The organism is Streptomyces sp. NPDC047981 (genome assembly GCF_040653315.1).
In the GTDB taxonomy this organism is placed as follows: domain Bacteria; phylum Actinomycetota; class Actinomycetes; order Streptomycetales; family Streptomycetaceae; genus Streptomyces.
The window spans coordinates 23,115-45,996 of record NZ_JBEZNQ010000017.1 but is presented as its reverse complement, the minus strand read 5'-3'; the positions used below and the strand labels follow the sequence as shown (position 1 = coordinate 45,996).

The window sequence follows — 22,882 nt, the reverse complement described above, 5'->3', positions numbered from 1 at the left end:
GGCTCCCAGGAGGGCGGGCCGGCCGCGCGAGACCCTTCGCGCGGCCGGCCCCGCCGCGTCCCCGTCTCAGCCCGCCGTCGCCGCACGCGGGGCCAGGCCCGCGCGGTCGAGGGCCCTGCCCATCGCCGGCAGGTCCAGGGCGCTCCCGTCCTCCGAAGCGGCGTGGGTCTCGAGCAGCTCCGGCGTCAGGGCGTACCGCTCGGCGTGGCTCAGGAGGGTCTCGGCGGACGTCGTGCCGTCGCTGACGTGGTCGAACAGCGACCTCAGAGCGGCGTCGCGCTCCACGAAACGGCTCATGCCGCAGTCGAGACCGTCGTCGTCCAGGTCCTCCGGGTACGCCGCACGGGCCCAGGCCCCGTTCTCGTACCAGTAGACGCAGCCCAGTTCGTTCCCCGCGAGGCGGTCGCGCAGCTCCTCGTACGGCAGCCACTCGGGGCCGCCCGCCAGCATGTCGACAGGCGGCTCGTACCACTTGCAGCCGCTCGACTCGTCCTCGCCGAAGAGCACCCAACGGCCCTCGCCGATCCGGGAGAACGTCCACCAGGTGCAGCCGCAGTCGTCGAGGTGGAGTCCCTCGTCGTCGATCCAGTGCCCGGTCCGGTAGCGGGTGCTCTCCTCCTCCTCGGTGGTCGCCCCCAGGACGGCCACCAGGGCCCAGCGCGCCCACAGCAGCTCGGGGTCGGGCAAGTCTCCGGGGAGGCCGGGCCGTTGAATCGTCATCTCTGCTCCGGAACGTCGGTCACGAACGTGCGGGGCGACCGTATCGCGCGGCGACGACAGGCCACCTCAGCAGGGGGACGCACAGGGCGACCGAGGCGAGGACGTCCAGGGGCCAGTGGTAGCCGCGGAGGATCAGGCCCGCGCCCGTCAGGGCCGTGAGGAGGGCGGCCAGAGGGATCAGGCGGTTCGAGACCAGGAAGGCGGCGCCGACGTACGCCACCATCGCGGTGGCCGTGTGGCCCGAGGGGTAGTAGCCGGCCGCCCAGGGTTCCAGGGGGCCGGGACGGGCCGTCCACTCCTTCAGCGGGATCACCAGGAGCGGCACGAGGGCCATCGTCCCGCCCGCGCACAGGGCCTGGGCCCGCCGGCCGCGCCAGGCCGCGTACGCCATCGCGCAGGCAAGGACCGGGAGAGCGACCGTCATGTTGCCGAGGTCGGCACCGAGTTCGGACAGGCCGCGCGGCACGAGGTCGACGAGGGAGCGGGAGACGCGCTCGTCGAGCCGGGCCAGCGGGCCCTCCACCAGGACCTGCCAGGTGAGGACCGCCAGCGCGACGACCGAGAGGAAGACAGCCGGACGCCCCGGAACAGGGGGGGTGGTTCCGGGGCGTCCGAGGTGACCGGACTGCCGCGCGCCCCGGGGGGTGTGGGGCGGGCGGGCGTCCGATCGGTGAGGAGTTCCGGAGCGCGAGGCTCCAGTGGTGTGCGCCAGGGCGCGAGCAGGACGGGGCTGGGGAGGCTCCGGCCTGTTGTCGCCCGCAGTCTCCTGCGAGCGGGGTGTTTCTCTCATCTGCAGAAACCGTACGGCAGACGGCAGGGGACCGACAGCCGGATCTCCATCCCGCCATCGGCCCCCCACACTCTCTTCACACCGCGTCTGATCGGATCAGATCTGGCCGAACGCGTTCTCGATGATGTCGAGACCCTCGTTCAGGAGGTCGTCGCCGATGACCAGCGGCGGCAGGAAGCGGAGCACGTTGCCGTAGGTGCCACAGGTCAGGACCAGCAGGCCCTCGGCGTGGCAGGCCTTCGCGAGCGCGCCCGCAGCCTCCGGGTTCGGCTCCTTGGTCGCGCGGTCCTTGACCAGCTCGATGGCGATCATCGCGCCGCGGCCACGGATGTCACCGATGGCGTCGAACTTCTCCGCCATCGCCGACAGGCGGGTCTTCATGACGGACTCGATGTGCTTCGCCTTGGCGTTGAGGTCGAGCTCCTTCATGGTCTCGATGGAGCCGAGCGCGCCGGCGCAGGCCACCGGGTTGCCGCCGTAGGTGCCGCCCAGGCCGCCGCCGTGCACGGAGTCCATGATCTCGGCGCGGCCGGTGACGGCGGCGAGCGGCAGACCGCCCGCGATGCCCTTGGCGGTCGTGATCAGGTCGGGGACGATGCCCTCGTCCTCGCACGCGAACCACTGGCCGGTGCGGCAGAAGCCGGACTGGATCTCGTCGGCGACGAAGACGATGCCGTTGTCGTTGGCGAACTTCACGATCGCCGGCAGGAAGCCCTTGGCCGGCTCGATGAAGCCGCCCTCGCCGAGGACCGGCTCGATGATGATCGCGGCGACGTTCTCGGCGCCGATCTGCTTGGTGATGTTGTCGATCGCCTGCGCGGCGGCCTCGGGGCCGCAGTTCTCCGGGCCGGTGGGCCAGCGGTAGCCGTAGGCGACCGGCACGCGGTAGACCTCGGGGGCGAACGGACCGAAGCCCTGCTTGTACGGCATGTTCTTCGCCGTCAGCGCCATCGTGAGGTTGGTGCGGCCGTGGTAGCCGTGGTCGAAGACGACGACGGCCTGGCGCTTGGTGTACGAGCGGGCGATCTTGACCGCGTTCTCGACGGCCTCGGCGCCCGAGTTGAAGAGCGCGGACTTCTTGGCGTGGTCGCCCGGGGTCAGCTCGGCGAGGGCCTCGCAGACCTCGACGTAACCCTCGTACGGCGTCACCATGAAACAGGTGTGCGTGAAGTCGGCGAGCTGCGCGGCGGCGCGGCGCACGACGGCCTCGGCGGAGGCGCCGACGGAGGTCACGGCGATACCGGAACCGAAGTCGATCAGGCGGTTGCCGTCGACGTCCTCGATGATGCCGCCGCCGGCCTTCGCGGTGAAGACGGGCAGCACGGAGCCCACGCCGCCGGCCACGGTGTCGAGGCGGCGGGCCTGAAGCTCCTGCGACTTCGGGCCGGGAATGGCGGTGACGACGCGCCGCTCCTGCGGGACAGCGTTCATGCGGGGCTCCTGGGGTGTTCTGGACGCTCTTGTGGGTTTCTTCCGCAGGCTAGGCGCGACGGCGGGGCACGGGCATGCGCCGATCGGGAGTGTTGCGGGTATGTCGTTGTCCGGTGTGGACATGGCGGCGGGGAAACCGCTCCGCGCCCGGTCCCGCCCACTAGATTGACGGTGGCACAGATGCGGCGACCTGGCTGGTCAGGGGGCAGGGGTTTCATGGAGACCGAAGGCACGTACGAGTCACGCGACACCCGGGGGAGCGGCGAGCCGCACGAGCCCCGGGGAGGCGCGGTCCCGCGCCCGGCGGGGCCGTCCGGGCCACCCGTACCGGCCGGCCCCCCGCCCCAGGCGCCTCCCGCGCGCGGGGCCGCCGCACCGTCGCCCGTACCGCCGCCGCCCGCCCACGCGCCCAGCCGGCTCGGGGTCGCCGAGTGGCTCCGGATCCCGCGCCCCGCCGCCGCCCCCGGCATCTGGCGGCTCGGCCACCGCGAGCGGCCCGAGACGGAGCCCGACCTCGTCCCCGGCCGCCAGCTGATCACCGGCGCGCTCGTCGCGTACCTCTGCGGCTGGCTCCTCTGGTCGCTCCTCTGGAACGGCTATCTGGAGGGGTGGTGGATCTTCGTGAACGACTGGTGGCTGCTCCCCATGCTCTGGCTCGTCCCCGACGAGTGGCGCAACCCCGCCAGCCCGGACTTCGCGGTCTACGTCGGTGCCACCTACCTCTGGTACGCGGTCCTCCTCTCCCTCTTCGCCGTCGGTTTCGGCCGCGTCGGCAACTGGCGCGAGATCTGGCAGCGCTTCGGCGTGCCCATCTGGCCGCTCTTCGTGCTCCTGCCGGGCGTCTGGCGCGACATGCCCCGCACCGTCACCTGGCTGACCTGGGTCTCGAACCTCTACTACGTCCTCCTGATCGCCGCCGCCGTCGCCGCCGTGGGCCGGGCCGGCGCCTGGCCCGCCGTGCGCCGCAGGATCGGCGGCCCCGACGGGACGAAGGCCCCCGCGCCGCCCCCGCCGGCCGCCGACCCCGCAGGCTGGCCCGAACTGCGGGAGGCCGGGCTGCCCGAGGCCGCCGACCGGCTCGCCGAGGCCACCCGGCAGGGCACGCTCGGGGACGTCGACTACGCCCGGATCCGGCGCGCCTGGCAGGGCGTACGGACCCGGCCCGAGCGGCTCGCCGCCTTCACCGAGGCCGTCCGCACCCGGGGCGCCGCCGCCTGCGGCCACCCCTCGGGCCTGCGCGACCTGCCCGTCCGCACGGCCACCCACGACCTCGCCACCGGCCAGGTCCTCATCGGCACCGCCGCCGACCACCCGCGCAACCCCTACGCCCGGCGCACCACCGGCGTCGCCCTGGAGCCCGCCGTCCTCGGGACCTCGCTGCTCGCCGTCGGGCCCGCGGGCACGGGCAAGACCGTGCGGCTCGTCCGGCCCGTCGTCGAGGCGCTCTGCCTGCAGGCCCTCGCCAACCGGGCCGCCGTCGTCGCCGTCACCGACCGGGGCGCCGGCATCGGCCCCGACGACTCCTTCGACGTCGTCGTCTCCGTCGGGCGGCCCGGCTCCACCCACGACCTCGACCTGTACGGCGGCTCCGACGACCCCGACGAGGCCGCCCGGATCCTCGCCGAGGCGCTCGTCGGTGACCTCGCCACCGACAGCCGCCGGGCCGGCACCGCGCTCGCCCAGCTGATCGGCCCGTTCCGGGCCGCGTACGGCCGCTTCCCCGGCGTGCCCGAGCTGCGCGAGCTGCTCGCCGGGACGCCCGAGTCGCTCGGCGCGCTCCGGGCCGCCGTCGCCGACGACCCCGCCCAGCTGCGCGAGCTCGACGCGCGGCAGCGCCAGGCGGACCGCGGAGACGAGGCCGGCGTCCTGCTCGCCGAGCGCATCGCCTTCCTCGACCGCCCTGCCTTCGCGGGCTTCTTCCGCACGGAGGGGAAGCCGGCGACGGGAGACGACCGGCCGCAGTTCTCCCTCCGGGCCGTCGAGCACCCGCTCCGGGTCCGCGTGGACCTGCCCGAACGCGGGCACGCCGAGGCCTCCCGGATCGTCTCCCGACTGCTCCTCGCCCAGTTCGCGGAGGCCGCCCTCGCCCGCCGCGACCGCTCCCTCTTCGCCTGCCTGGTCCTCGACGACGCCACGTACACCGTCACCGGCGACTCCGTGCGGGCCCTGCAACGGCTGCGTTCGGCCAACGCGGGCGTCGTGCTCGCGCTCCGGAGCCTGGAGGACGTGCCGGAGACGCTGCGCGGGCCGCTGCTCGGGGCCGTCGGCTGCCGGATGGCGTTCGCCGGGATCGCGCCCTGGGACGGCGGCCGGTTCGCCGAGACCTGGGGCACCGAATGGGTGCAGACCCGGGACGTCACCAACCGGCAGATCATCTCCGACGAGCCGCTGACCAAGGCGCTGCACTTCATGCGCCGCCTGGTGACCGGCCGGGCGGCGACCGCGGAGGCCGTGACCGTACGCGAGGTGGAGCGCGAGCGCTGGTCGGCCTCGGACCTCGCGCACGCCGTCCCCGCGGGACACGCGGTGCTCTCCCTGACCCACGTCCGTGGCGAGCACACGCCACCGCTCCTGGTGGACCTGCGGGGCTGACGAGGCGCCGGGGGCCGCGCCGCGTGGCCGAGTCGAGCCGAAGCGGTCGCGCGCGGGCCCTGGCACAATCGAGGGCGCCGCTCGGCTGAGCGGCGACCTCCCCTCCCCAAAGGTCCGACGGTCCCCAATGCCGCCCACCCTCGCCTCACTCGCCCAGCACTCGGCGCTCAAGCTCACCGTCCGCGCGGGTGAGGACCGCCTGGACACGCCCGTGCGCTGGGCCCACGTCAGCGAGCTCGCCGACCCCGTCCCCTACATGGAGGGCGGCGAACTGCTGCTCACCACCGGGCTCACCCTGGACGCCGAGGACGCGGAGGCGATGCGCCGCTACGTCCGGCGCCTGCTCGGCGCGGGTGTCGTCGGGCTCGGCTTCGCCATCGGCGTCAACTACGACGACATCCCGGCCGCGCTCGTCGAGGCGGCGGGCACGGAGGGGATGCCGCTGCTCGAAGTACCGCGCCGGACGCCGTTCCTGGCCATCAGCAAGGCCGTGTCGGCGGCCATCGCGGCCGACCAGTACCGGGCGGTCACCGCGGGCTTCGAGGCCCAGCGGGAGATGACCCGGGCGGCCCTCGCCGAGGGCCCGGACGCCGTCGTCGCCCGGCTCGCGGCGCACGTGGACGGCTGGGCGGCGCTGTACGACACCTCGGGAACGGTCCTCGCCGTGTCGCCCGAGTGGGCGGCGCGCCGGGCCGCCCGGCTGACCCCCGACGTCGAACGGCTCCGGGAGCGGCCCGCGCCCGCGAGCGCGGTCGTCGGCGGTACCGAGGACCGGGTCGAGCTCCAGTCCCTGGGCACGGGGCGGCGCGTCAGGGGCGCCCTCGCGGTCGGTACCGGAGCGCCGCTCGGCACGGCGGAACGGTACGCCGTGCACTCCGCGATCGCCCTGCTCACGCTGACCACCGAGCGCTCGCGCTCGCTCCAGGCGGCGGAGGAGCGGCTCGGCGCCGCGGTGCTGCGGATGATGCTCTCCGGCCAGCCGGACCACGCGCGGGCGGTGGCGGGCGACCTGTACGGCGGGTTGCTCGACGCCCCCTTCCGGCTCCTCATCGCCGAACCGGCGTCGGGCGACCGGGAGGGCGAGCCGCCGCTTCCGGAGCTGGCCGAGGCCCTGGAGTCGGCGGCGGCGCGCGCGGGCGAGACGGTCCTGACGGTCCCCGAGGGCGAGGAGCGCCTGCTGGTCCTGGCCGGGGACGGCGGGGCGGTCGTCTCGGCCTGCGAGGCGTACACCGAACGGGACGCCGAGGAGGCCGGGGTCGTCGTCGGGCTCTCCGCCCCGGCGGGCCCGATCGCCGCGGCGGCCGCCTACAAGCAGGCCGAGCAGGCGCTCTCGGTCGCGCGGCGGCGCGGCAAGGCCCTGGTCGAGCACGAGGACCTGGCGGCCGGCTCCGTCCTGCCCCTGCTCGCCGACGACGCCGTGCGGGCCTTCGCGGACGGCATGCTGCGCGCGCTGTACGAACACGACGCGACCGGCCGCGGCGACCTGGTCGCCTCCCTGCGGGCCTGGCTCTCCCGGCACGGCCAGTGGGACGCGGCCGCGGCCGACCTGGGCGTCCACCGACACACCCTGCGCTACCGCATGCGCCGCGTGGAGGAGATCCTCGGCCGTTCCCTCGACGACCCGGACGTCCGTATGGAACTCTGGCTCGCCCTGAAGGCCACGAGCACAACCCCGGACGACCACTGACCCGCAGGGCGTGAGCCCCGGGCGCGGGGCCCCCACCCGAGCCCCGGCGTGCCTTCCAGGGGCCAGGAGCCCTGAGGGGACGTCCTGAACCCGTCCCGGGGCCGGCCGGGCCTCCGGACGTCCTGGCCTTGTGCCCCGGCGGCGTGCCCGCGCCGCGCCGGGTCCGGGGCGGAGCCCCGAGAGGACGTCCGGCGCCCCCGGACCCCGGTCCGCGGGCCGCAGGGCCTCCCGGACTCCCTGCCCCTGGGCCTGCCCGCGCCGGGTGCGGGGCGGAGCCCCGTGCCTGAGCCCCGAGAGCGGCGCGCCCGGAACGTGGCCCAGGGCCCGCAGGGTCACCGGGGTCCGGGGCGGAGCCCCGGTTTCGGGAAGGGGCGGGGTGGGGGAGAGGCCCGCCGCAGGCGCCCCGCACCCGCACCCGCATCCACTCCCCACCCGCACCCACCCCCCACTCGCGCGCCAAAACCCGCTCCCCCTGCCCGAACTCGGGCAATTTTCTTGGTGATTCGCTCCTGGATTCCCTAATCTCCTGCGCATGACAACCCCCGCCGAACCGGCTCACGAGGTCCGCCCCGACACCCCGCACCCGCCGACCGCCCCCACCCCTCGGCGGATATCCGGTGCCGTGTGGGCCGCCCTCGGAATCGTCTACGTCGTCTGGGGGTCCACGTACCTCGGGATCCGGGTCGTCGTCGAGACCGTGCCGCCGTTCCTCTCCGCCGGGGCCCGGTACGTCGTCGCGGGCCTGCTCCTCGCTGCCGTCATCGCCTGGCGCCAGGGGCCCGCCGCGCTGAAGGTGACCCCGCGGCAGCTCGGCTCGGCCGCCCTGGTCGGCGTTCTGCTCCTCGTCGGCGGGAACGCGCTCGTCGTCCTCGCCGAGACCTCGATCCCCTCCGGTCTCGCCGCGCTGCTCGTCGCGAGCGTCCCCGCCTGGGTCGTCGTCCTGCGCGCCGCCGCGGGCGAGCGCCCCGGCCGTGGCGCCTTCGCCGGAGTGGCCCTCGGTCTCGTCGGCCTCGGTGTCCTCACCCTCCCCGGCCTCAGCGGCGAGGTCAGGATCGGCGGCGTCGTCCTCGTCGTGGTCGCCGCGCTCCTGTGGTCCATCGGGTCGTTCGCCTCGGGGCGACTCACGATGCCCGCCAACCCCTTCACCGCCAGCGCGTACGAGATGCTCGCCGGCGGTCTCGGCGGCCTTGCCGTCGCCCTGCTCCGCGGCGAGCACCAGGGCTTCGAGCTTGCCGACGTGTCCACCCGCTCCTGGGTCGCCCTCGCGTACCTCGTCGTCTTCGGGTCCCTGATCGCCTTCACCGCGTACGCCTGGCTGCTCCAGACCGCGCCGCTCTCGCTCGTCGCCACCTACGCGTACGTCAACCCCGTCGTCGCCGTCCTCCTCGGCGCGCTCGTCCTGGGCGAGGCACTCACCTGGCCCATCGCCGTGGGCGGGGCGGTGGTCGTGGCAGGGGTGTGCCTGATCGTGTCGACGGAACGCCGCCGCTGACCACAGCGCAGGGTGCGACGACGACGCGGCGCGACCTGCGCGGGGGAGCGGCGGGCAGGACGGCACGCGCCGCGCAGGGCGCGAGGCACCAGGCCCGCCGCCGTGGGCACCGCCCTCACCTCGCCCCACACCCCCGCCGCGCCAATCCGTAAGAGTCGACCGCCCCCACCACTCCACACCGCACAAACCACCGCCCGCCCGCTTCGCCCTAACGTGGCACGAGAGCAATCGCTCGCACCCCCGATACGAAAGGGCCGGGACGCAATGACTGCCACCCACGCCTTCTGGCTCGCCGGCCGCGAGGCCACCGGCGAGGCCACCTTCGACGTCACGAACTCCTATGACGGACGACTGGTCGGCAAGGTCAGCGTGCCCACCGAGGCCCAGGTCGAGGAGGCCGTCGCCGCCGCGCACGCCGTCGTCGACGAGTTCGCCGCCACCCCGGCGCACGTGCGCGCCGCGGCCCTCGACCACGTATCGAAGCGGCTCGCCGAGCGCACCGAGGAGATCGCCCAGCTGATCTCCGCCGAGAACGGCAAGCCCATCAAGTGGGCCCGCGGCGAGGTCGGCCGTGCCGTCTCCGTCTTCCGCTTCGCGGCCGAGGAAGCCCGCCGCTTCAACGGCGGCGAGGCCCAGCGCCTCGACACCGAGGCCGGTGGCGTCGGTCGCCTCGCGATCACCCGCCGTATCCCGAAGGGTGTCGTCCTCGGCATCGCGCCCTTCAACTTCCCGCTGAACCTCAGCGCGCACAAGGTCGCCCCGGCCATCGCCGTCGGCGCCCCGATCATCCTCAAGCCGGCCCCGGCCACCCCGATCTCCTCCCTGATCCTGGGCGAGCTGCTGGCCGAGACCGACCTCCCGGCCGGTTCCTGGTCCATCCTGACCGTGCCGAACGACCGCATGCCGGCCCTCGTCAAGGACGAGCGCCTCCCGGTCATCTCCTTCACCGGCTCGGACACCGTCGGCTACGCCATCCAGGAGTCCGTGCCGCACAAGCACTGCACCCTGGAGCTCGGCGGCAACGCCGCCGCCGTCGTCCTCGGCGACTGGGCGTCCGAGCAGGACCTGGACTGGGCGGCGACCCGTATCGCCACCTTCTCCAACTACCAGGGCGGCCAGTCCTGCATCTCCGTGCAGCGCGTGATCGCCGACGCGGCCGTCTACGACCGCCTCGTCCCGAAGATCGTCGCGGCCGTCGAGGCCCAGGTCACCGGCGACCCGGCGGACGACGCCACCGACGTCGGCCCGCTGGTCAACGAGGACGCCGCCAAGCGCGTCGAGTCCTGGGTGGACGAGGCCGTCAAGGGCGGCGCGAAGCTGCTCACCGGCGGTGGCCGCGAGGGCGCGACCTACGCCCCGACCGTCCTCGCCGACCTCCCGGCCGACGTCACCCTGGCCCGCGCCGAGGTCTTCGGCCCGGTCCTCACGGTCGCCAAGGTCGACGGCGAGGCCGAGGCCTTCGCCGCCGTCAACGACTCGGACTTCGGCCTCCAGGCCGGCGTCTTCACCCACGACCTGCAGACCGCGTTCCGCGCCCACCGCGCGCTCGAGGTCGGCGGCGTGATCATCGGCGACGTCCCGTCCTACCGCGCCGACCAGATGCCGTACGGCGGCGCCAAGAAGTCCGGCGTCGGCCGCGAGGGCGTCAAGTACGCCATGGACGACTACACGTACGAGCGCGTCCTGGTCCTCACGGGCCTGGCGCTGTAACCCGTACGGCACACAAGCCGACGGCCGGAGCCCACTGTGCGGGGGCTCCGGCCGTCCTCGTGTGTCAGGGGCGGGCCCGCCGCGTCCGGCACGCCCGCAGCAGCCCGCTCAGTCGCCGAGGGCGTCCGAGTCACCCTGGTTCCGGCCGCCTCCGCCCTTGCCCGGACGGCGCGCCAGTTCTCCGGCCGCCAGGGTCACCGCCGCCACGCCGCGCACCCAGCGCGCCCCGCCGCGATCCGCCCACACCACGCACACGCACCCGCCGACGGCGAGCACGAGGGCTCCGAGAGCCACCGCAATGATCATGTTCCCCTCCCGTGGTCGCCGCATTCTCCCAGGGGCGGGTCAGGAGCGCGCCACCAGGAGCGCCCCGCGCCCTGTCGTCCGGTCGCCGTTCGTCTTTCCGTACCGCCCGGAATCGGGTACCACGGACAGTAGCCACAAAGGCATCCGACGAGCGGCGAGGTGAGCTCCTCATGTCCGCACCCACCCAGCGGCCCAAGGTCACGGAACGCGAGGCCCGGCAGGTCGCCGAGGCAGCGCGCGAGCAGGACTGGCGCAAACCCAGCTTCGCCAAGGAGCTGTTCCTCGGCCGCTTCCGCCTGGACCTCATCCATCCCCACCCGCTCCCCTCCGAGGAGGACGTACGGCGCGGCGAGGCCTTTCTCGCCAAGCTGCGCGACTTCTGCGAGACGCGGATCGACGGCCGGCTGATCGAACGCGAGGCCCGCGTTCCCGACGAGGTCGTCACCGGCCTCAAGGAGATCGGCGCGTTCGGGATGAAGATCGACACGAAGTACGGAGGCCTCGGTCTCACCCAGGTGTACTACAACCGGGCGCTCGCCCTCGTGGGCTCCGCGAGCCCCGCGATCGGCGCCCTGCTCTCGGCGCATCAGTCGATCGGCGTACCGCAGCCACTGAAGATCTTCGGTACGCAGGAACAGCGCGACGCCTACCTCCCGCGCCTCGCGACCACCGACATCTCCGCCTTCCTCCTCACCGAGCCGGACGTCGGCTCCGACCCGGCCCGGCTCGCCACCACCGCCGTACCGGACGGCGACGACGGCTACGTCATCGACGGCGTCAAGCTCTGGACCACCAACGGGGTCGTAGCCGACCTGCTCGTCGTCATGGCCCGGGTGCCGAAGTCCGAGGGCCACCGGGGCGGCATCACCGCCTTCGTCGTCGAGGCGGACTCGCCCGGCGTCACCGTCGAGCACCGCAACACCTTCATGGGGCTGCGCGGCCTGGAGAACGGCGTCACCCGCTTCCACGGCGTCCGGGTGCCCGCGGCCAACCGCATCGGCCCCGAGGGCGCCGGTCTCAAGATCGCGCTCACCACCCTGAACACCGGCCGGCTCTCGCTCCCCGCGATGTGCGTCGGCGCCGGGAAGTGGGCGCTGAAGATCGCGCGTGAGTGGTCGGCGGTACGCGAGCAGTGGGGCAAGCCGGTCGCCCGGCACGAGGCGGTCGGCACGAAGATCTCCTTCATCGCGGCGACCACGTTCGCCCTGGAGGCCGTCGTCGACCTCTCCTCCCAGATGGCCGACGAGGACCGCAACGACATCCGGATCGAGGCGGCGCTCGCGAAGCTCTACGGCTCCGAGATGGGCTGCCTCATCGCCGACGAGCTGGTCCAGATCCGGGGCGGGCGCGGCTACGAGACGGCGGACTCGCTCGCGGCCCGCGGCGAGCGGGCGGTCCCGGCGGAGCAACTGCTCCGTGACCTCCGGATCAACCGGATCTTCGAGGGTTCGACCGAGATCATGCACCTGCTGATCGCGCGCGAGGCGGTCGACGCGCACCTCGCCGTGGCGGGCGACATCATCGACCCGGACAAGTCGCTGGGCGACAAGGCGAAGGCGGGCGCGCGAGCGGGCGGTTTCTACGCCCGCTGGCTGCCGAAGCTGGTCGCCGGACCCGGACAACTCCCGACCTCCTACGCGGAGTTCGGCGCCCTGGCGACGCACCTGCGGTACGTGGAGCGGACCTCGCGCAAGCTCGCCCGCTCGACGTTCTACGCGATGTCGCGGTGGCAGGGCCGGATGGAGCTCAAGCAGGCGTTCCTCGGCCGGATCGTGGACATCGGGGCGGAGCTCTTCGCGATGAGCGCGGCCTGCGTACGGGCGGAGTGGCTGCGGTCCTCGGGCGACCCGCACGGCCGCGAGGCCCACGCGCTGGCGGACGCGTTCTGCCGCCAGGCGCGGCTGCGCGTGGAGGAGCTCTTCGGCCGCCTCTGGTCCAACACGGACGACCTCGACCGCCGGGTCGTGGACGGGGTCCTGGCCGGCCGGTACGAGTGGCTGGAGGCGGGGATCGTGGACCCGAGCGGCGACGGCCCCTGGATCGCCGACGCCACCCCGGGCCCGTCGACCCAGGAGAACGCCCACCGCAAGATCCCGTAGCGACGAGCCCACCGCGCCCGGAGCCTCACCCCCGGGCGCGGTGCCGCTCGTCCGCCGAACCCGGGGGCCGTGCCGCTCGTCGCCCCGAACCCGGGGGCGCGCGGTGCCGCTCGTCCCCCTGAACCCGGGGGCCGTGCCGCGCGTCCCCCTGAACCCGGGGGCCGTGCCGCGCGTCCCCCGAACCCGGGGGACGAGCCGCTCGTCCCCCCGACCCCCGGGCACGCTGCCGCTCCCGCTCGCCCCCCTCCCCCAGGCGCGGTGCCCCTCACCCCCCACCCCTCACCCCCCGCCCCCGTCCACGGGCCGGACGGGAAACGCCCACCGCTCGGGCCCACGGCACCATGGGCCCGTGACCGTCATCGACATCCCCGGCTCCAAGTCCGTCACCGCTCGCGCGCTCTTCCTCGCCGCCGCGGCCGACGGGACCAGCACGCTCCTGCGGCCGCTCGTCTCCGACGACACCGAGGGCTTCGCCGAAGGGCTCAAGGCCCTCGGGTACGAGGTCCGGCAGGAGGCCGACGCCTGGCACATCCAGGGGCGCCCCCAGGGCCCCGCCGCCGACGAGGCCGACGTCTACTGCCGCGACGGCGCGACCACCGCCCGCTTCCTCCCCACGCTCGCCGCCGCCGGCGCCCACGGCACGTACCGCTTCGACGCCTCCGCGCAGATGCGCCGCCGCCCCCTCGGCCCCCTCACCACCGCCCTGCGCGCCCTCGGCGTCGACCTCCGCCACCACGAGCGCGAGGGTCACCACCCCCTCACCGTGCACGCCGCCGGGATCAAGGGCGGTGCGCTCACGCTCGACGCAGGCCAGTCCTCCCAGTACCTGACCGCGCTCCTCATGCTCGGCCCGCTCACCGCCGAAGGCCTCACCATCACCGTGACCGACCTGGTCTCGGAGCCGTACGTCGAGATCACCCTCGCGATGATGCGCGCGTTCGGCGCGGACGTCACCGTGGCCCGGGACGGCCACGAGGGGCGTACGTACACCGTCGCGCCCACCGGCTACACCGCCACCACCTACGCCGTCGAGCCCGACGCCTCCACCTCCTCCTACTTCTTCGCCGCCGCCGCGCTCGACCCCACCCCCGGCCGCGAGGTCACCGTCCCCGGCCTCGGCACCGGCGCCCTCCAGGGCGACCTCGGCTTCGTCGACGTCCTGCGCCGGATGGGCGCCGAGGTGGAGATCACCGACGCGGCCACCACCGTCCGCTCCACCGGCCGGCTGCGCGGGCTCACCGTCAACATGCGCGACATCTCCGACACCATGCCGACCCTCGCCGCCCTCGCGCCCTTCGCCGACGGGCCCGTCCGCATCGAGGACGTCGCCAACACCCGCGTCAAGGAGTGCGACCGCCTCGACGCCTGCGCCGAGAACCTCCGCCGCCTGGGCGTCACCGTCGCCACCGGCCCCGACTGGATCGAGATCCTGCCGGGCACCCCCACCGGACCCGCCGAGATCGCCACCCACGGCGACCACCGGATCGTCATGTCCTTCGCCGTCACCGCGCTGCGCACCCCGGGCGTCACCTTCGACGACCCCGGTTGCGTACGGAAGACGTTCCCCGCGTTCCACCAGGTCTTCGGCGCCGCCTTCGGAGCGTTCACCCGCACCCGGTGAAGGGCGCGCGGTCTTTGCGGCAAGAATGGGGGCATGAGCGACCGCCCCTCTCCTCTCGCCGACCCGCACCTGGTCTTCGATCCGACCGAAGGCCGCCGGGACATCGTCGTCCTCGGCTCCACCGGGTCCATCGGCACGCAGGCCATCGACCTGGTCCTGCGCCACCCCGACCGCTTCCGGGTGACCGCCCTCGCCGCCTCCGGCGGCCGGGTCGAGCTGCTCGCCGAGCAGGCCCACCGGCTGCGCGTCGGGGCGGTGGCCGTCGCCCGCGAGGACAAGGCCGCCGAGCTTCGGGAGGCGCTCACCGCGCTCTACGGCCCCGGCGCGGCGCTCCCCGAGATCCTCGCCGGGCCCGACGCGGCCACCCAGCTGGCCGCCTCGCCCTGCCACACGGTCCTCAACGGCATCACCGGCTCCATCGGTCTGGCGCCCACCCTCGCCGCCCTCGAAGCCGGCCGCACCCTCGCCCTCGCCAACAAGGAGTCGCTGATCGTCGGCGGCCCGCTGGTCAAGGCGCTGGCCGAGCCCGGCCAGATCATCCCGGTCGACTCCGAGCACGCCGCCCTCTTCCAGGCGCTCGCCGCCGGCACCCGTGCCGACGTCCGCAAGCTGGTCGTCACCGCCTCCGGCGGCCCCTTCCGCGGCCGTACGCGGGCGGAGCTGGCCCACGTCACCCGCGAGGACGCGCTCGCCCACCCGACCTGGGCCATGGGCCCCGTCATCACGGTCAACAGCGCGACCCTGGTGAACAAGGGCCTGGAGGTCATCGAGGCGCACCTCCTCTACGACATCCCCTTCGACCGCATCGAGGTCGTCGTCCACCCGCAGTCGTACGTCCACTCCATGGTCGAGTTCACCGACGGCTCCACCCTCGCCCAGGCCACCCCGCCGGACATGCGCGGTCCGATCGCCCTCGGCATCGGCTGGCCCGAGCGCGTCCCGGACGCGGCACCCGCCTTCGACTGGACCAAGGCCTCCAGCTGGGAGTTCTTCCCGCTCGACACCGAGGCCTTCCCCTCCGTCGGCCTCGCCCGGCACGTCGGCGAGCTGGGCTCCACCGCGCCCGCCGTCTTCAACGCGGCGAACGAGGAGTGCGTCGAGGCGTTTCTCGCCGGGAGGCTGCCGTTCAACGGAATCATGGATACGGTCACGGCAGTCGTCACCGAGCACGGCACCCCCGACCGGGGAACCCCGCTCACGGTGTCGGACGTCCTTGAAGCGGAGACCTGGGCCAGGGCCCGGGCCCGGGAACTGGCAGCACAGGCTGCGAAGGCGACCGCGGAGGCGCGCGCATGACCGTACTTCTGACGCTCCTCGGCATCGCGCTGTTCGCGTTCGGGCTGCTCGTCTCCATCGCCTGGCACGAGCTCGGCCACCTCTCCACGGCCAAGCTCTTCGGCATCCGCGTGCCGCAGTACATGGTCGGCTTCGGCCCGACGATCTGGTCCCGGAAGAAGGGCGAGACGGAGTACGGCATCAAGGCCATCCCGGCCGGCGGCTACATCCGGATGATCGGCATGTTCCCGCCCGGCAAGGACGGCCGGATCGAGGCCCGCTCCACCTCGCCCTGGCGCGCCATGATCGAGGACGCCCGCGAGGCCTCCTTCGAGGAGCTCCAGCCCGGCGACGAGAAGCGGCTCTTCTACACGCGCAAGCCGTGGAAGCGCGTCATCGTGATGTTCGCCGGCCCGTTCATGAACCTGATCCTCGCCGTCCTGCTCTTCTTCGGCAGCGCGATGGCCGTCGGCTTCGAGACCCAGACCACCAAGGTCGCGGGCGTCACCAACTGCGTCATCGACCAGAGCGAGAAGCGCGACACCTGCACGTCGACCGACCGGCCCTCGCCGGCCAAGGCGGCCGGCCTGCTCAAGGGCGACCGGATCGTCGCCTTCAACGGCGAGCGCGTCACCGACTGGAACACCCTCTCCGACCGCATCCGCGCCACCACCGGGGCCGCCACGGTCACCGTGCTGCGCGACGGCAAGGAGGTGGACCTCAAGGCCACCCTCCTGGAGAACAAGGTCCTCAAGAAGGACGCGGACGGCCGGGTCGTGCAGCCCGCGCAGTACGTCTCCGCCGGCTACCTCGGCTTCGAGTCCGGCCGGGAGGTCGTCCCGCTCACCTTCGGCGAGTCCGCCTCCCGGATGACCGACCAGCTCCAGGCCGGCTTCGAGTCCGTCCTCGCCCTGCCCGGCAAGATCCCGGACCTCTGGGACGCCACCTTCGGCGACGGCGAGCGCAAGCAGGACTCGCCCGTGGGCGTCGTCGGCGCGGCCCGCATCAGCGGCGAGCTGATGAGCATCGAGGCACCGGCGGAGACCCGGCTGGTCTTCTTCCTGCAGCTGCTCGTGATGTTCAACGTCTCGCTGTTCCTGTTCAACATGCTGCCGCTGCTCCCGCTCGACGGCGGTCACATCGCCGGCGCCCTGTGGGAGTCCGTCCGCCGTCACACGGCGCGGATCTTCCGGCGCCCCGACCCGGGCCCGTTCGACGTGGCCAAGCTGATGCCGGCCGCGTACGTCGTGGCGGGCGTGTTCGTCTGCTTCACCCTGCTCGTCCTCGCCGCGGACATCGTCAATCCGGTGAAGCTGACGTGACCCTCGGGCGGCCGGACCCCCGGGGTGTCCGGCCGCCCACCGCGGGGGCGGTAACCTCGAAGACCTGAGCCCGATGAACCACACCTTGGGGTTGTACAGCTGATGACCGCGATCTCTCTCGGTATCCCGTCCGTTCCGACCCGGCTCGCCGAGCGGCGCAAGAGCCGCCAGATCCAGGTCGGTACCGTGGCCGTCGGCGGCGACGCACCCGTCTCGGTCCAGTCGATGACGACGACCCGGACCTCCGACATCGGCGCCACCCTGCAGCAGATCGCCGAGCTGACCGCCTCCGGCTGCCAGATCGTGCGCGTCGCCTGCCCCACGCAGGACGACGCCGACGCGCTCGCGACGATCGCGAGGAAGTCGCAGATCCCGGTGATCGCCGACATCCACTTCCAGCCGAAGTACGTCTTCGCCGCCATCGACGCCGGCTGCGCGGCCGTCCGTGTCAACCCGGGCAACATCAAGCAGTTCGACGACAAGGTCAAGGAGATCGCGCACGCCGCCAAGGACGCGGGCACGCCGATCCGGATCGGCGTCAACGCGGGCTCGCTCGACGCCCGGCTGCTGAAGAAGTACGGCAAGGCCACCCCCGAGGCGCTCGTCGAGTCCGCCCTCTGGGAGGCGTCCCTCTTCGAGGAGCACGGCTTCGGCGACATCAAGATCTCGGTCAAGCACAACGACCCGGTCGTGATGGTCAACGCCTACCGCCAGCTCGCCGCCCAGTGCGACTACCCGCTGCACCTCGGCGTCACCGAGGCCGGCCCCGCCTTCCAGGGCACCATCAAGTCCGCCGTCGCCTTCGGCGCGCTGCTCTCCGAGGGCATCGGCGACACCATCCGCGTCTCGCTCTCCGCGCCGCCGGTCGAGGAGGTCAAGGTCGGCAACCAGATCCTGGAGTCGCTGAACCTCAAGCCGCGCCGCCTGGAGATCGTCTCCTGCCCGTCCTGCGGCCGCGCCCAGGTCGACGTGTACAAGCTCGCCGAAGAGGTCACCGCCGGCCTCGAGGGCATGGAGGTCCCGCTGCGCGTCGCCGTCATGGGCTGCGTCGTCAACGGCCCCGGCGAGGCCCGCGAGGCCGACCTCGGCGTCGCCTCCGGCAACGGCAAGGGCCAGATCTTCGTCAAGGGCGAGGTCATCAAGACCGTCCCCGAGTCGAAGATCGTCGAGACCCTCATCGAGGAGGCGCTGAAGATCGCCGAGCAGATGGAGAAGGACGGCGTCACCTCGGGCGAGCCGACGGTCGCCATCGGCGTCTGACCCCACCCCGCACGCACGCCACGAGGCCCCGCCGCACCAGCGCCGGGGCCTCGCCGCATCCCGGCGCCTCGTCCCCGCTCTCCGGGCGGGCTCCCCGTCGCTCGCCCGCCGCCTCCCCGACGCGCCAGGTACAGTGCGGAGAATCAGCAGACCGCATGGTGAGGCCCCCTCGTGTTGACGCAGACCACCACCCGGGTCCTCGAACCCGCCGACCTCGGCGCCGCGCTCGCCGTCCTGGAGAGCGCCCCCGTCGAGAACGCCTTCGTGACCGCCCGCGTCCAGGCCGCCGGACTCGACCCGTGGCGTCTGGGCGGTGAGATGTGGGGCTGGTACACCGACGGGCGGCTGCGCTCGCTGTGCTACTCCGGCGCCAACCTCGTCCCCATCTGCGCCACCCCCGACGCCGTCCGCGCCTTCGCCGACCGCGCCCGCAGGACCGGCCGCCGCTGCTCCTCGATCGTCGGCCCCGCCGAGCCCACCGCGCAGCTCTGGAGCCTCCTGGAGCCCAGCTGGGGCCCCGCCCGCGACATCCGTGGCCACCAGCCGCTGATGGTCACCGAGGCGCCCTCCGCGACCGTCGAGGCCGATCCGCTCGTCCGCCGCGTCCGCAAGGACGAGATGGAGCTGATCATGCCCGCGTGCGTGGCCATGTTCACCGAGGAGGTCGGCATCTCCCCGATGGCCGGCGACGGCGGCCTGCTCTACCAGGCCCGCGTCGCCGAACTCGTCGGCACCGGCCGCTCCTTCGCCCGCGTCGAGGACGGCAAGGTCGTCTTCAAGGCGGAGATCGGCGCCGCGACCCGCCAGGCCTGCCAGATCCAGGGCGTCTGGGTCGCCCCCGAACACCGCGGCCGCGGCCTCTCCGAGACCGGCATGGCCGCCGTGCTCCGCTACGCGCTCGCCGACGTCGCCCCCGTCGTCAGCCTGTACGTCAACGACTACAACACCCCCGCCCGGGCCGCGTACCGCCGCGTCGGCTTCCGCGAGGTCGGCGCCTTCATGAGCGTCCTGTTCTGAAGCGTCCTGTTCCGAAGCACACGTTCTGGAGCGCTTGTAAGGTGCGGCGCATGGATGACGCCGCGACCCACGTCAGGATCGGACCGATCGACCTCGCCGAACGGGTCGACGAGGCCCTCGCCGTTCAGGCGGTCGCCTTCGGACTGAGTCAGGACGAGGTCGTCGTCCGCCGCCACATCGTGCTGCGCCACCTCCAGAACCCCGGCGCCCGCGCGTACGGCGCGATCGCCGACTCGGGCCGGCTGGTCGGCTTCGTGTACGGGATGCCCAACGACCGCGCCCACTGGTGGTCCGGCATCGTCGAGCCGTACCTCCGCGCCAACGGCACCGTCGACTGGCTCGACGACTCCTTCGTGATCACCGAGCTGCACGTTCACCCCGGCCACCAGGGCCGAGGCGTCGGCCGCGAGCTGATCACCACCATCACCGACCAGTCGAAGCTGCCCCGCTCGATCCTCTCCGCCATCGACACCGAGAGCCCCGCCCGCGGCCTCTACCGCTCCCTCGGCTACATCGACCTCGCCCGCCAGGTCCACTTCCCGAGCGCCCCGCGCCCGTACGCCGTGATGGGTGCCCCGCTCCCACTGCCGCGGCGGTGAGCCCTGCCCGGGGGTCCGGGGGTCGCCCCCGGGGGATGCCGTCCGAGCGCCTCGCGCCCGTACGCCGTGATGGGCGCCCCGCTGCCGCTGCCGCGGCGGTGAGCCCTGCCCGGGGGTCCGGGGGTCGCCCCGGGGAGATGCCGTCCGAGCGCCCCGCGCCCCTACGCCGTGAATGGGCCTCCCACTGCCGCGACGGGCCGCGAACGGGAACTGATTTCCGCCCGCGCGGGCCGCCCGGCTAACCTCCTAGCCATCACCCAGTTTCCGGCAGGAGTACGAGAACCATGGCCAACGCACCGGTCCAGCGCATGTCCCAGTTGATGGCGAAGACGCTGCGCGACGACCCGGCGGACGCCGAGGTCCTCAGCCACAAGCTCCTCGTCCGGGCCGGCTACGTCCGTCGCACCGCGGCCGGCATCTGGAGCTGGCTGCCCCTGGGCAAGAAGGTCCTCGCCAACGTCGAGCGGATCGTCCGCGAGGAGATGGACGCCATCGGCGCCCAGGAGGTCTCCCTCCCCGCCCTGCTGCCCCGTGAGCCCTACGAGGCCACCGGCCGCTGGGACGAGTACGGCGCCGAGCTGTTCCGCCTGAACGACCGCAAGGGCGGCGACTACCTCCTCGGCCCCACCCACGAGGAGATCTTCACCCTCCTGGTGAAGGACCAGTGCTCGTCCTACAAGGACCTGCCGGTCATCCTGTACCAGATCCAGACGAAGTTCCGCGACGAGGCCCGCCCCCGCGCCGGCATCCTGCGCGGCCGCGAGTTCCTGATGAAGGACTCGTACTCCTTCGACACGGAGGACGAGGGCCTGGCCAAGTCCTACGCCCTGCACCGCGAGGCCTACCGGCGCGTCTTCGAGCGCCTCGGCCTCGACTACCGCATCGTCGCCGCCACCGCCGGCGCCATGGGCGGCTCGAAGTCCGAGGAGTTCCTCGCCCCGGCCGAGGCCGGCGAGGACACTTTCGCCGACTGCCCGAACTGCGACTTCGCCGCCAACACCGAGGCGATCTCCTACGACCTCCAGCCGGTCGACGGCTCCGCGGTCCCCGCCGCCGAGGAGATCCCCACCCCCGACACCCCGACCATCGAGACCCTGGCCGCCTCCCTCGGCGTCCCGGCCTCCGCCACCCTCAAGAACCTCCTGGTGAAGGTCGACGGCGAGATCATCGCCGTGGGCGTGCCCGGCGACCGCGAGGTCGACCTGGGCAAGGTCGAGGAGCACTTCGCCCCCGCCGCCGTCGAGATGGTCACCGAGGCCGACTTCGCCGAGCGCGCCGACCTCGTCCGCGGCTACGTCGGCCCGCAGGGCCTGGAGAAGGTCACGTACATCGCCGACCCGCGCGTGGCCCCCGGCACCGCGTGGATCACCGGCGCCAACAAGGAGGGCATGCACGCGAAGAACGTCGTCGCGGGGCGTGACTTCGAGGTCGACCGGTACGTCGACGTGGTCGTCGTCCAGGAGGGCGACCCGTGCCCCAAGTGCGGCACCGGCCTGAAGCTGGACCGCGCGATCGAGATCGGCCACATCTTCCAGCTCGGCCGCAAGTACGCCGACGCCCTCAAGCTCGACGTCCTCGGCCAGAACGGCAAGCCCGTCCGCGTCACCATGGGCTCGTACGGCATCGGCGTCTCCCGCGCCGTCGCCGCACTCGCCGAGCAGTCCGCCGACGACAAGGGCCTGTGCTGGCCCGCCGAGGTCGCCCCGGCCGACGTGCACGTGGTCGCCGCGGGCAAGGCGCTCCAGACCGAACTGGCCCTGGAAGTCTCCGAGAAGCTGCGCGCCACGGGCCTGCGCGTCCTGGTCGACGACCGCGCGGGCGTCTCCCCGGGCGTCAAGTTCACCGACGCGGAACTCATCGGCGTCCCGAAGATCCTCGTCGCCGGCCGCCGCTCGGCCGAGGGCGTCCTGGAGCTGAAGGACCGCCGCACGGGCGAGCGCGAGGAACTCACGGTCGACGAGGCGATCGCCCGCCTCAGCGCCTGACAGCGGGACACGCGGGGGCGGGCGCCTTCGGGCACCCGCCCCCGCGTGGCGTCACGCCGCCTCGTCCCGGGGGAACGGCTCCACGGGCGCGCCCGTCAGCGTCTCGTCCAGGGGGAGCGGGGGCTCCGGAAGGGCCAGGTCCTCCACGGCGGGGACACCCGGCAGGGCCTCCTGCCGGGGCGTCGCGCTCTCGCCCGGCGCGGGCGCCGCACGTTCCAGGAACCTCAGCAGCTCCACCGGGATCGGCAGCACCAGCGTCGAGTTCTTCTCCGCCGACACCGCCATCACCGTCTGCAACAGCCTCAGCTGCAGCGCCGCGGGCTCCGCCGACATCACGCTCGCCGCCTCCGCCAGCTTCTTCGACGCCTGCAGCTCCGCGTCCGCGTTGATCACCCGCGCCCGGCGCTCCCGGTCCGCCTCCGCCTGCCGGGCCATCGACCGTTTCATGGTCTCCGGCAGCGACACGTCCTTGATCTCGACGCGGTCGATCTGCACGCCCCAGCCGATCGCCGGCGAGTCCAGCATCAGCTCGAGGCCCTGGTTGAGCTTCTCCCGGTTGGAGAGCAGGTCGTCCAGATCGCTCTTGCCGATGATCGACCGCAACGAGGTCTGCGCCATCTGCGAGACCGCGAACTTGTAGTCCTCCACCCGCACCAGCGCCTCGGCCGCGTCCACCACCTTGAAGTAGACGACCGCGTCCACCCGCACCGTCACGTTGTCCCGCGTGATGCCCTCCTGCGCGGGCACCGGCATCGTCACGATCTGCAGGTTCACCTTGTGGAGCCGGTCCACGAACGGAAGGATCATCGTGAAGCCCGGCGGGCGGACCTCGCCCAGGAGCCGGCCGAAGCGGAAGACCACGCCCCGCTCGTACTGCTTCACCACGCGCGCTGCCGCGCCCACGTACACCACGACAGCTACGCCGGTCGCCGCAGCCGCCGCCAGAAGCTCCTCGACCATCACGGCCCCCAAAGGT

General features: G+C 73.3%; 17 protein-coding genes. 12 read left to right on the top strand and 5 right to left on the bottom strand.

Translation table 11 applies throughout. From position 1 onward, the window contains the following. Positions 1–66 precede the first annotated feature (66 nt). The 3 genes from AB0E14_RS12950 to gabT form a co-directional block, all read right to left on the bottom strand. Positions 67–720 (bottom strand): hypothetical protein, encoded by a 654-nt coding sequence (locus AB0E14_RS12950; RefSeq protein ID WP_362415628.1) that lies wholly within the window; start codon positions 718–720, stop codon positions 67–69. Positions 721–739: 19 nt separating this feature from the next. Next, the gene (locus tag AB0E14_RS12945; RefSeq protein WP_362415626.1) at positions 740–1,243 is read right to left on the bottom strand and encodes a phosphatase PAP2 family protein; all 504 of its coding nucleotides are present in this window, start codon (positions 1,241–1,243) and stop codon (positions 740–742) included. 363 nt (positions 1,244–1,606) lie between these two features. Then, a complete protein-coding gene (gabT, locus tag AB0E14_RS12940; RefSeq protein ID WP_362415624.1) occupies positions 1,607–2,941 on the bottom strand; it encodes a 4-aminobutyrate--2-oxoglutarate transaminase in 1,335 nt (444 codons plus the stop codon). A 216-nt stretch (positions 2,942–3,157) separates the two neighbouring features. Here gabT and AB0E14_RS12935 point away from each other — a divergent pair, with 216 nt between their 5' ends. The 4 genes from AB0E14_RS12935 to AB0E14_RS12920 all read left to right on the top strand — a co-directional run bounded on the left by AB0E14_RS12935 (position 3,158) and on the right by AB0E14_RS12920 (position 10,422). Beyond that, the gene (locus AB0E14_RS12935) at positions 3,158–5,533 is read left to right on the top strand and encodes an ATP/GTP-binding protein (RefSeq protein ID WP_362415622.1); all 2,376 of its coding nucleotides are present in this window, start codon (positions 3,158–3,160) and stop codon (positions 5,531–5,533) included. A gap of 127 nt (positions 5,534–5,660) precedes the next feature. Further along, a complete protein-coding gene (locus AB0E14_RS12930; protein WP_362415620.1) occupies positions 5,661–7,220 on the top strand; it encodes a PucR family transcriptional regulator in 1,560 nt (519 codons plus the stop codon). 532 nt (positions 7,221–7,752) lie between these two features. Beyond that, positions 7,753–8,712 (top strand): EamA family transporter, encoded by a 960-nt coding sequence (locus AB0E14_RS12925; RefSeq protein WP_362415618.1) that lies wholly within the window; start codon positions 7,753–7,755, stop codon positions 8,710–8,712. A gap of 264 nt (positions 8,713–8,976) precedes the next feature. Beyond that, positions 8,977–10,422, top strand: a complete 1,446-nt coding sequence (locus AB0E14_RS12920; RefSeq protein WP_362415616.1) for an aldehyde dehydrogenase family protein — start codon at positions 8,977–8,979, stop codon at positions 10,420–10,422. 108 nt (positions 10,423–10,530) lie between these two features. On the opposite strand, the gene AB0E14_RS12915 is transcribed toward AB0E14_RS12920, so the two are convergent. Next, positions 10,531–10,728 carry a hypothetical protein gene (locus AB0E14_RS12915; RefSeq protein ID WP_362415614.1) on the bottom strand — a complete coding sequence of 66 codons (198 nt, stop codon included), beginning with the start codon at positions 10,726–10,728 and terminating at the stop codon, positions 10,531–10,533. A 170-nt stretch (positions 10,729–10,898) separates the two neighbouring features. Here AB0E14_RS12915 and AB0E14_RS12910 point away from each other — a divergent pair, with 170 nt between their 5' ends. The 8 genes from AB0E14_RS12910 (at position 10,899) to AB0E14_RS12875 (ending at position 21,906) form a co-directional block, all read left to right on the top strand. After that, entirely contained in the window at positions 10,899–12,827 is a 1,929-nt protein-coding gene (locus tag AB0E14_RS12910) for an acyl-CoA dehydrogenase family protein (protein ID WP_362415612.1), read from the top strand. A 349-nt stretch (positions 12,828–13,176) separates the two neighbouring features. Further along, positions 13,177–14,448 (top strand): 3-phosphoshikimate 1-carboxyvinyltransferase, encoded by a 1,272-nt coding sequence (aroA, locus tag AB0E14_RS12905; RefSeq protein ID WP_362415610.1) that lies wholly within the window; start codon positions 13,177–13,179, stop codon positions 14,446–14,448. Between the two features lie 33 nt (positions 14,449–14,481). Then, positions 14,482–15,744: a 1-deoxy-D-xylulose-5-phosphate reductoisomerase gene (gene dxr / locus AB0E14_RS12900; RefSeq protein WP_362415608.1), complete on the top strand. Its 1,263-nt coding sequence runs from the start codon at positions 14,482–14,484 to the stop codon at positions 15,742–15,744. Beyond that, positions 15,741–17,045 carry a site-2 protease family protein gene (locus tag AB0E14_RS12895; protein ID WP_362415606.1) on the top strand — a complete coding sequence of 435 codons (1,305 nt, stop codon included), beginning with the start codon at positions 15,741–15,743 and terminating at the stop codon, positions 17,043–17,045. The genes dxr and AB0E14_RS12895 overlap by 4 nt, the downstream gene beginning before the upstream one ends. A 102-nt stretch (positions 17,046–17,147) precedes the next feature. Beyond that, positions 17,148–18,305: a flavodoxin-dependent (E)-4-hydroxy-3-methylbut-2-enyl-diphosphate synthase gene (gene ispG / locus AB0E14_RS12890; RefSeq protein WP_362415604.1), complete on the top strand. Its 1,158-nt coding sequence runs from the start codon at positions 17,148–17,150 to the stop codon at positions 18,303–18,305. Positions 18,306–18,476: 171 nt separating this feature from the next. Next, positions 18,477–19,322 carry a GNAT family N-acetyltransferase gene (locus tag AB0E14_RS12885; protein WP_362415602.1) on the top strand — a complete coding sequence of 282 codons (846 nt, stop codon included), beginning with the start codon at positions 18,477–18,479 and terminating at the stop codon, positions 19,320–19,322. A 50-nt stretch (positions 19,323–19,372) separates the two neighbouring features. Continuing rightward, a complete protein-coding gene (locus tag AB0E14_RS12880; protein WP_362415600.1) occupies positions 19,373–19,921 on the top strand; it encodes a GNAT family N-acetyltransferase in 549 nt (182 codons plus the stop codon). Between the two features lie 284 nt (positions 19,922–20,205). Beyond that, positions 20,206–21,906, top strand: a complete 1,701-nt coding sequence (locus tag AB0E14_RS12875; RefSeq protein ID WP_362415598.1) for a proline--tRNA ligase — start codon at positions 20,206–20,208, stop codon at positions 21,904–21,906. 51 nt (positions 21,907–21,957) lie between these two features. Here AB0E14_RS12875 and AB0E14_RS12870 read toward each other — a convergent pair whose 3' ends face one another. After that, positions 21,958–22,866, bottom strand: a complete 909-nt coding sequence (locus AB0E14_RS12870) for a slipin family protein (protein ID WP_362415596.1) — start codon at positions 22,864–22,866, stop codon at positions 21,958–21,960. Positions 22,867–22,882 lie beyond the last annotated feature (16 nt).

Bases quoted from the DNA above. Each gene is read 5' to 3' on its own strand.
- gabT (WP_362415624.1), bottom strand. From the start codon at position 2,941: ATGAACGCTGTCCCGCAGGAGCGGCGCGTCGTCACCGCCATTCCCGGC.
- AB0E14_RS12910 (WP_362415612.1), top strand. From the start codon at position 10,899: ATGTCCGCACCCACCCAGCGGCCCAAGGTCACGGAACGCGAGGCCCGG.
- AB0E14_RS12880 (WP_362415600.1), top strand. From the start codon at position 19,373: ATGGATGACGCCGCGACCCACGTCAGGATCGGACCGATCGACCTCGCC.
- ispG (WP_362415604.1), top strand. From the start codon at position 17,148: ATGACCGCGATCTCTCTCGGTATCCCGTCCGTTCCGACCCGGCTCGCC.
- AB0E14_RS12950 (WP_362415628.1), bottom strand. From the start codon at position 720: ATGACGATTCAACGGCCCGGCCTCCCCGGAGACTTGCCCGACCCCGAG.
- AB0E14_RS12930 (WP_362415620.1), top strand. From the start codon at position 5,661: ATGCCGCCCACCCTCGCCTCACTCGCCCAGCACTCGGCGCTCAAGCTC.
- AB0E14_RS12875 (WP_362415598.1), top strand. From the start codon at position 20,206: ATGGCCAACGCACCGGTCCAGCGCATGTCCCAGTTGATGGCGAAGACG.
- AB0E14_RS12925 (WP_362415618.1), top strand. From the start codon at position 7,753: ATGACAACCCCCGCCGAACCGGCTCACGAGGTCCGCCCCGACACCCCG.
- dxr (WP_362415608.1), top strand. From the start codon at position 14,482: ATGAGCGACCGCCCCTCTCCTCTCGCCGACCCGCACCTGGTCTTCGAT.
- AB0E14_RS12920 (WP_362415616.1), top strand. From the start codon at position 8,977: ATGACTGCCACCCACGCCTTCTGGCTCGCCGGCCGCGAGGCCACCGGC.
- AB0E14_RS12895 (WP_362415606.1), top strand. From the start codon at position 15,741: ATGACCGTACTTCTGACGCTCCTCGGCATCGCGCTGTTCGCGTTCGGG.
- AB0E14_RS12915 (WP_362415614.1), bottom strand. From the start codon at position 10,728: ATGATCATTGCGGTGGCTCTCGGAGCCCTCGTGCTCGCCGTCGGCGGG.
- AB0E14_RS12870 (WP_362415596.1), bottom strand. From the start codon at position 22,866: ATGGTCGAGGAGCTTCTGGCGGCGGCTGCGGCGACCGGCGTAGCTGTC.
- AB0E14_RS12935 (WP_362415622.1), top strand. From the start codon at position 3,158: ATGGAGACCGAAGGCACGTACGAGTCACGCGACACCCGGGGGAGCGGC.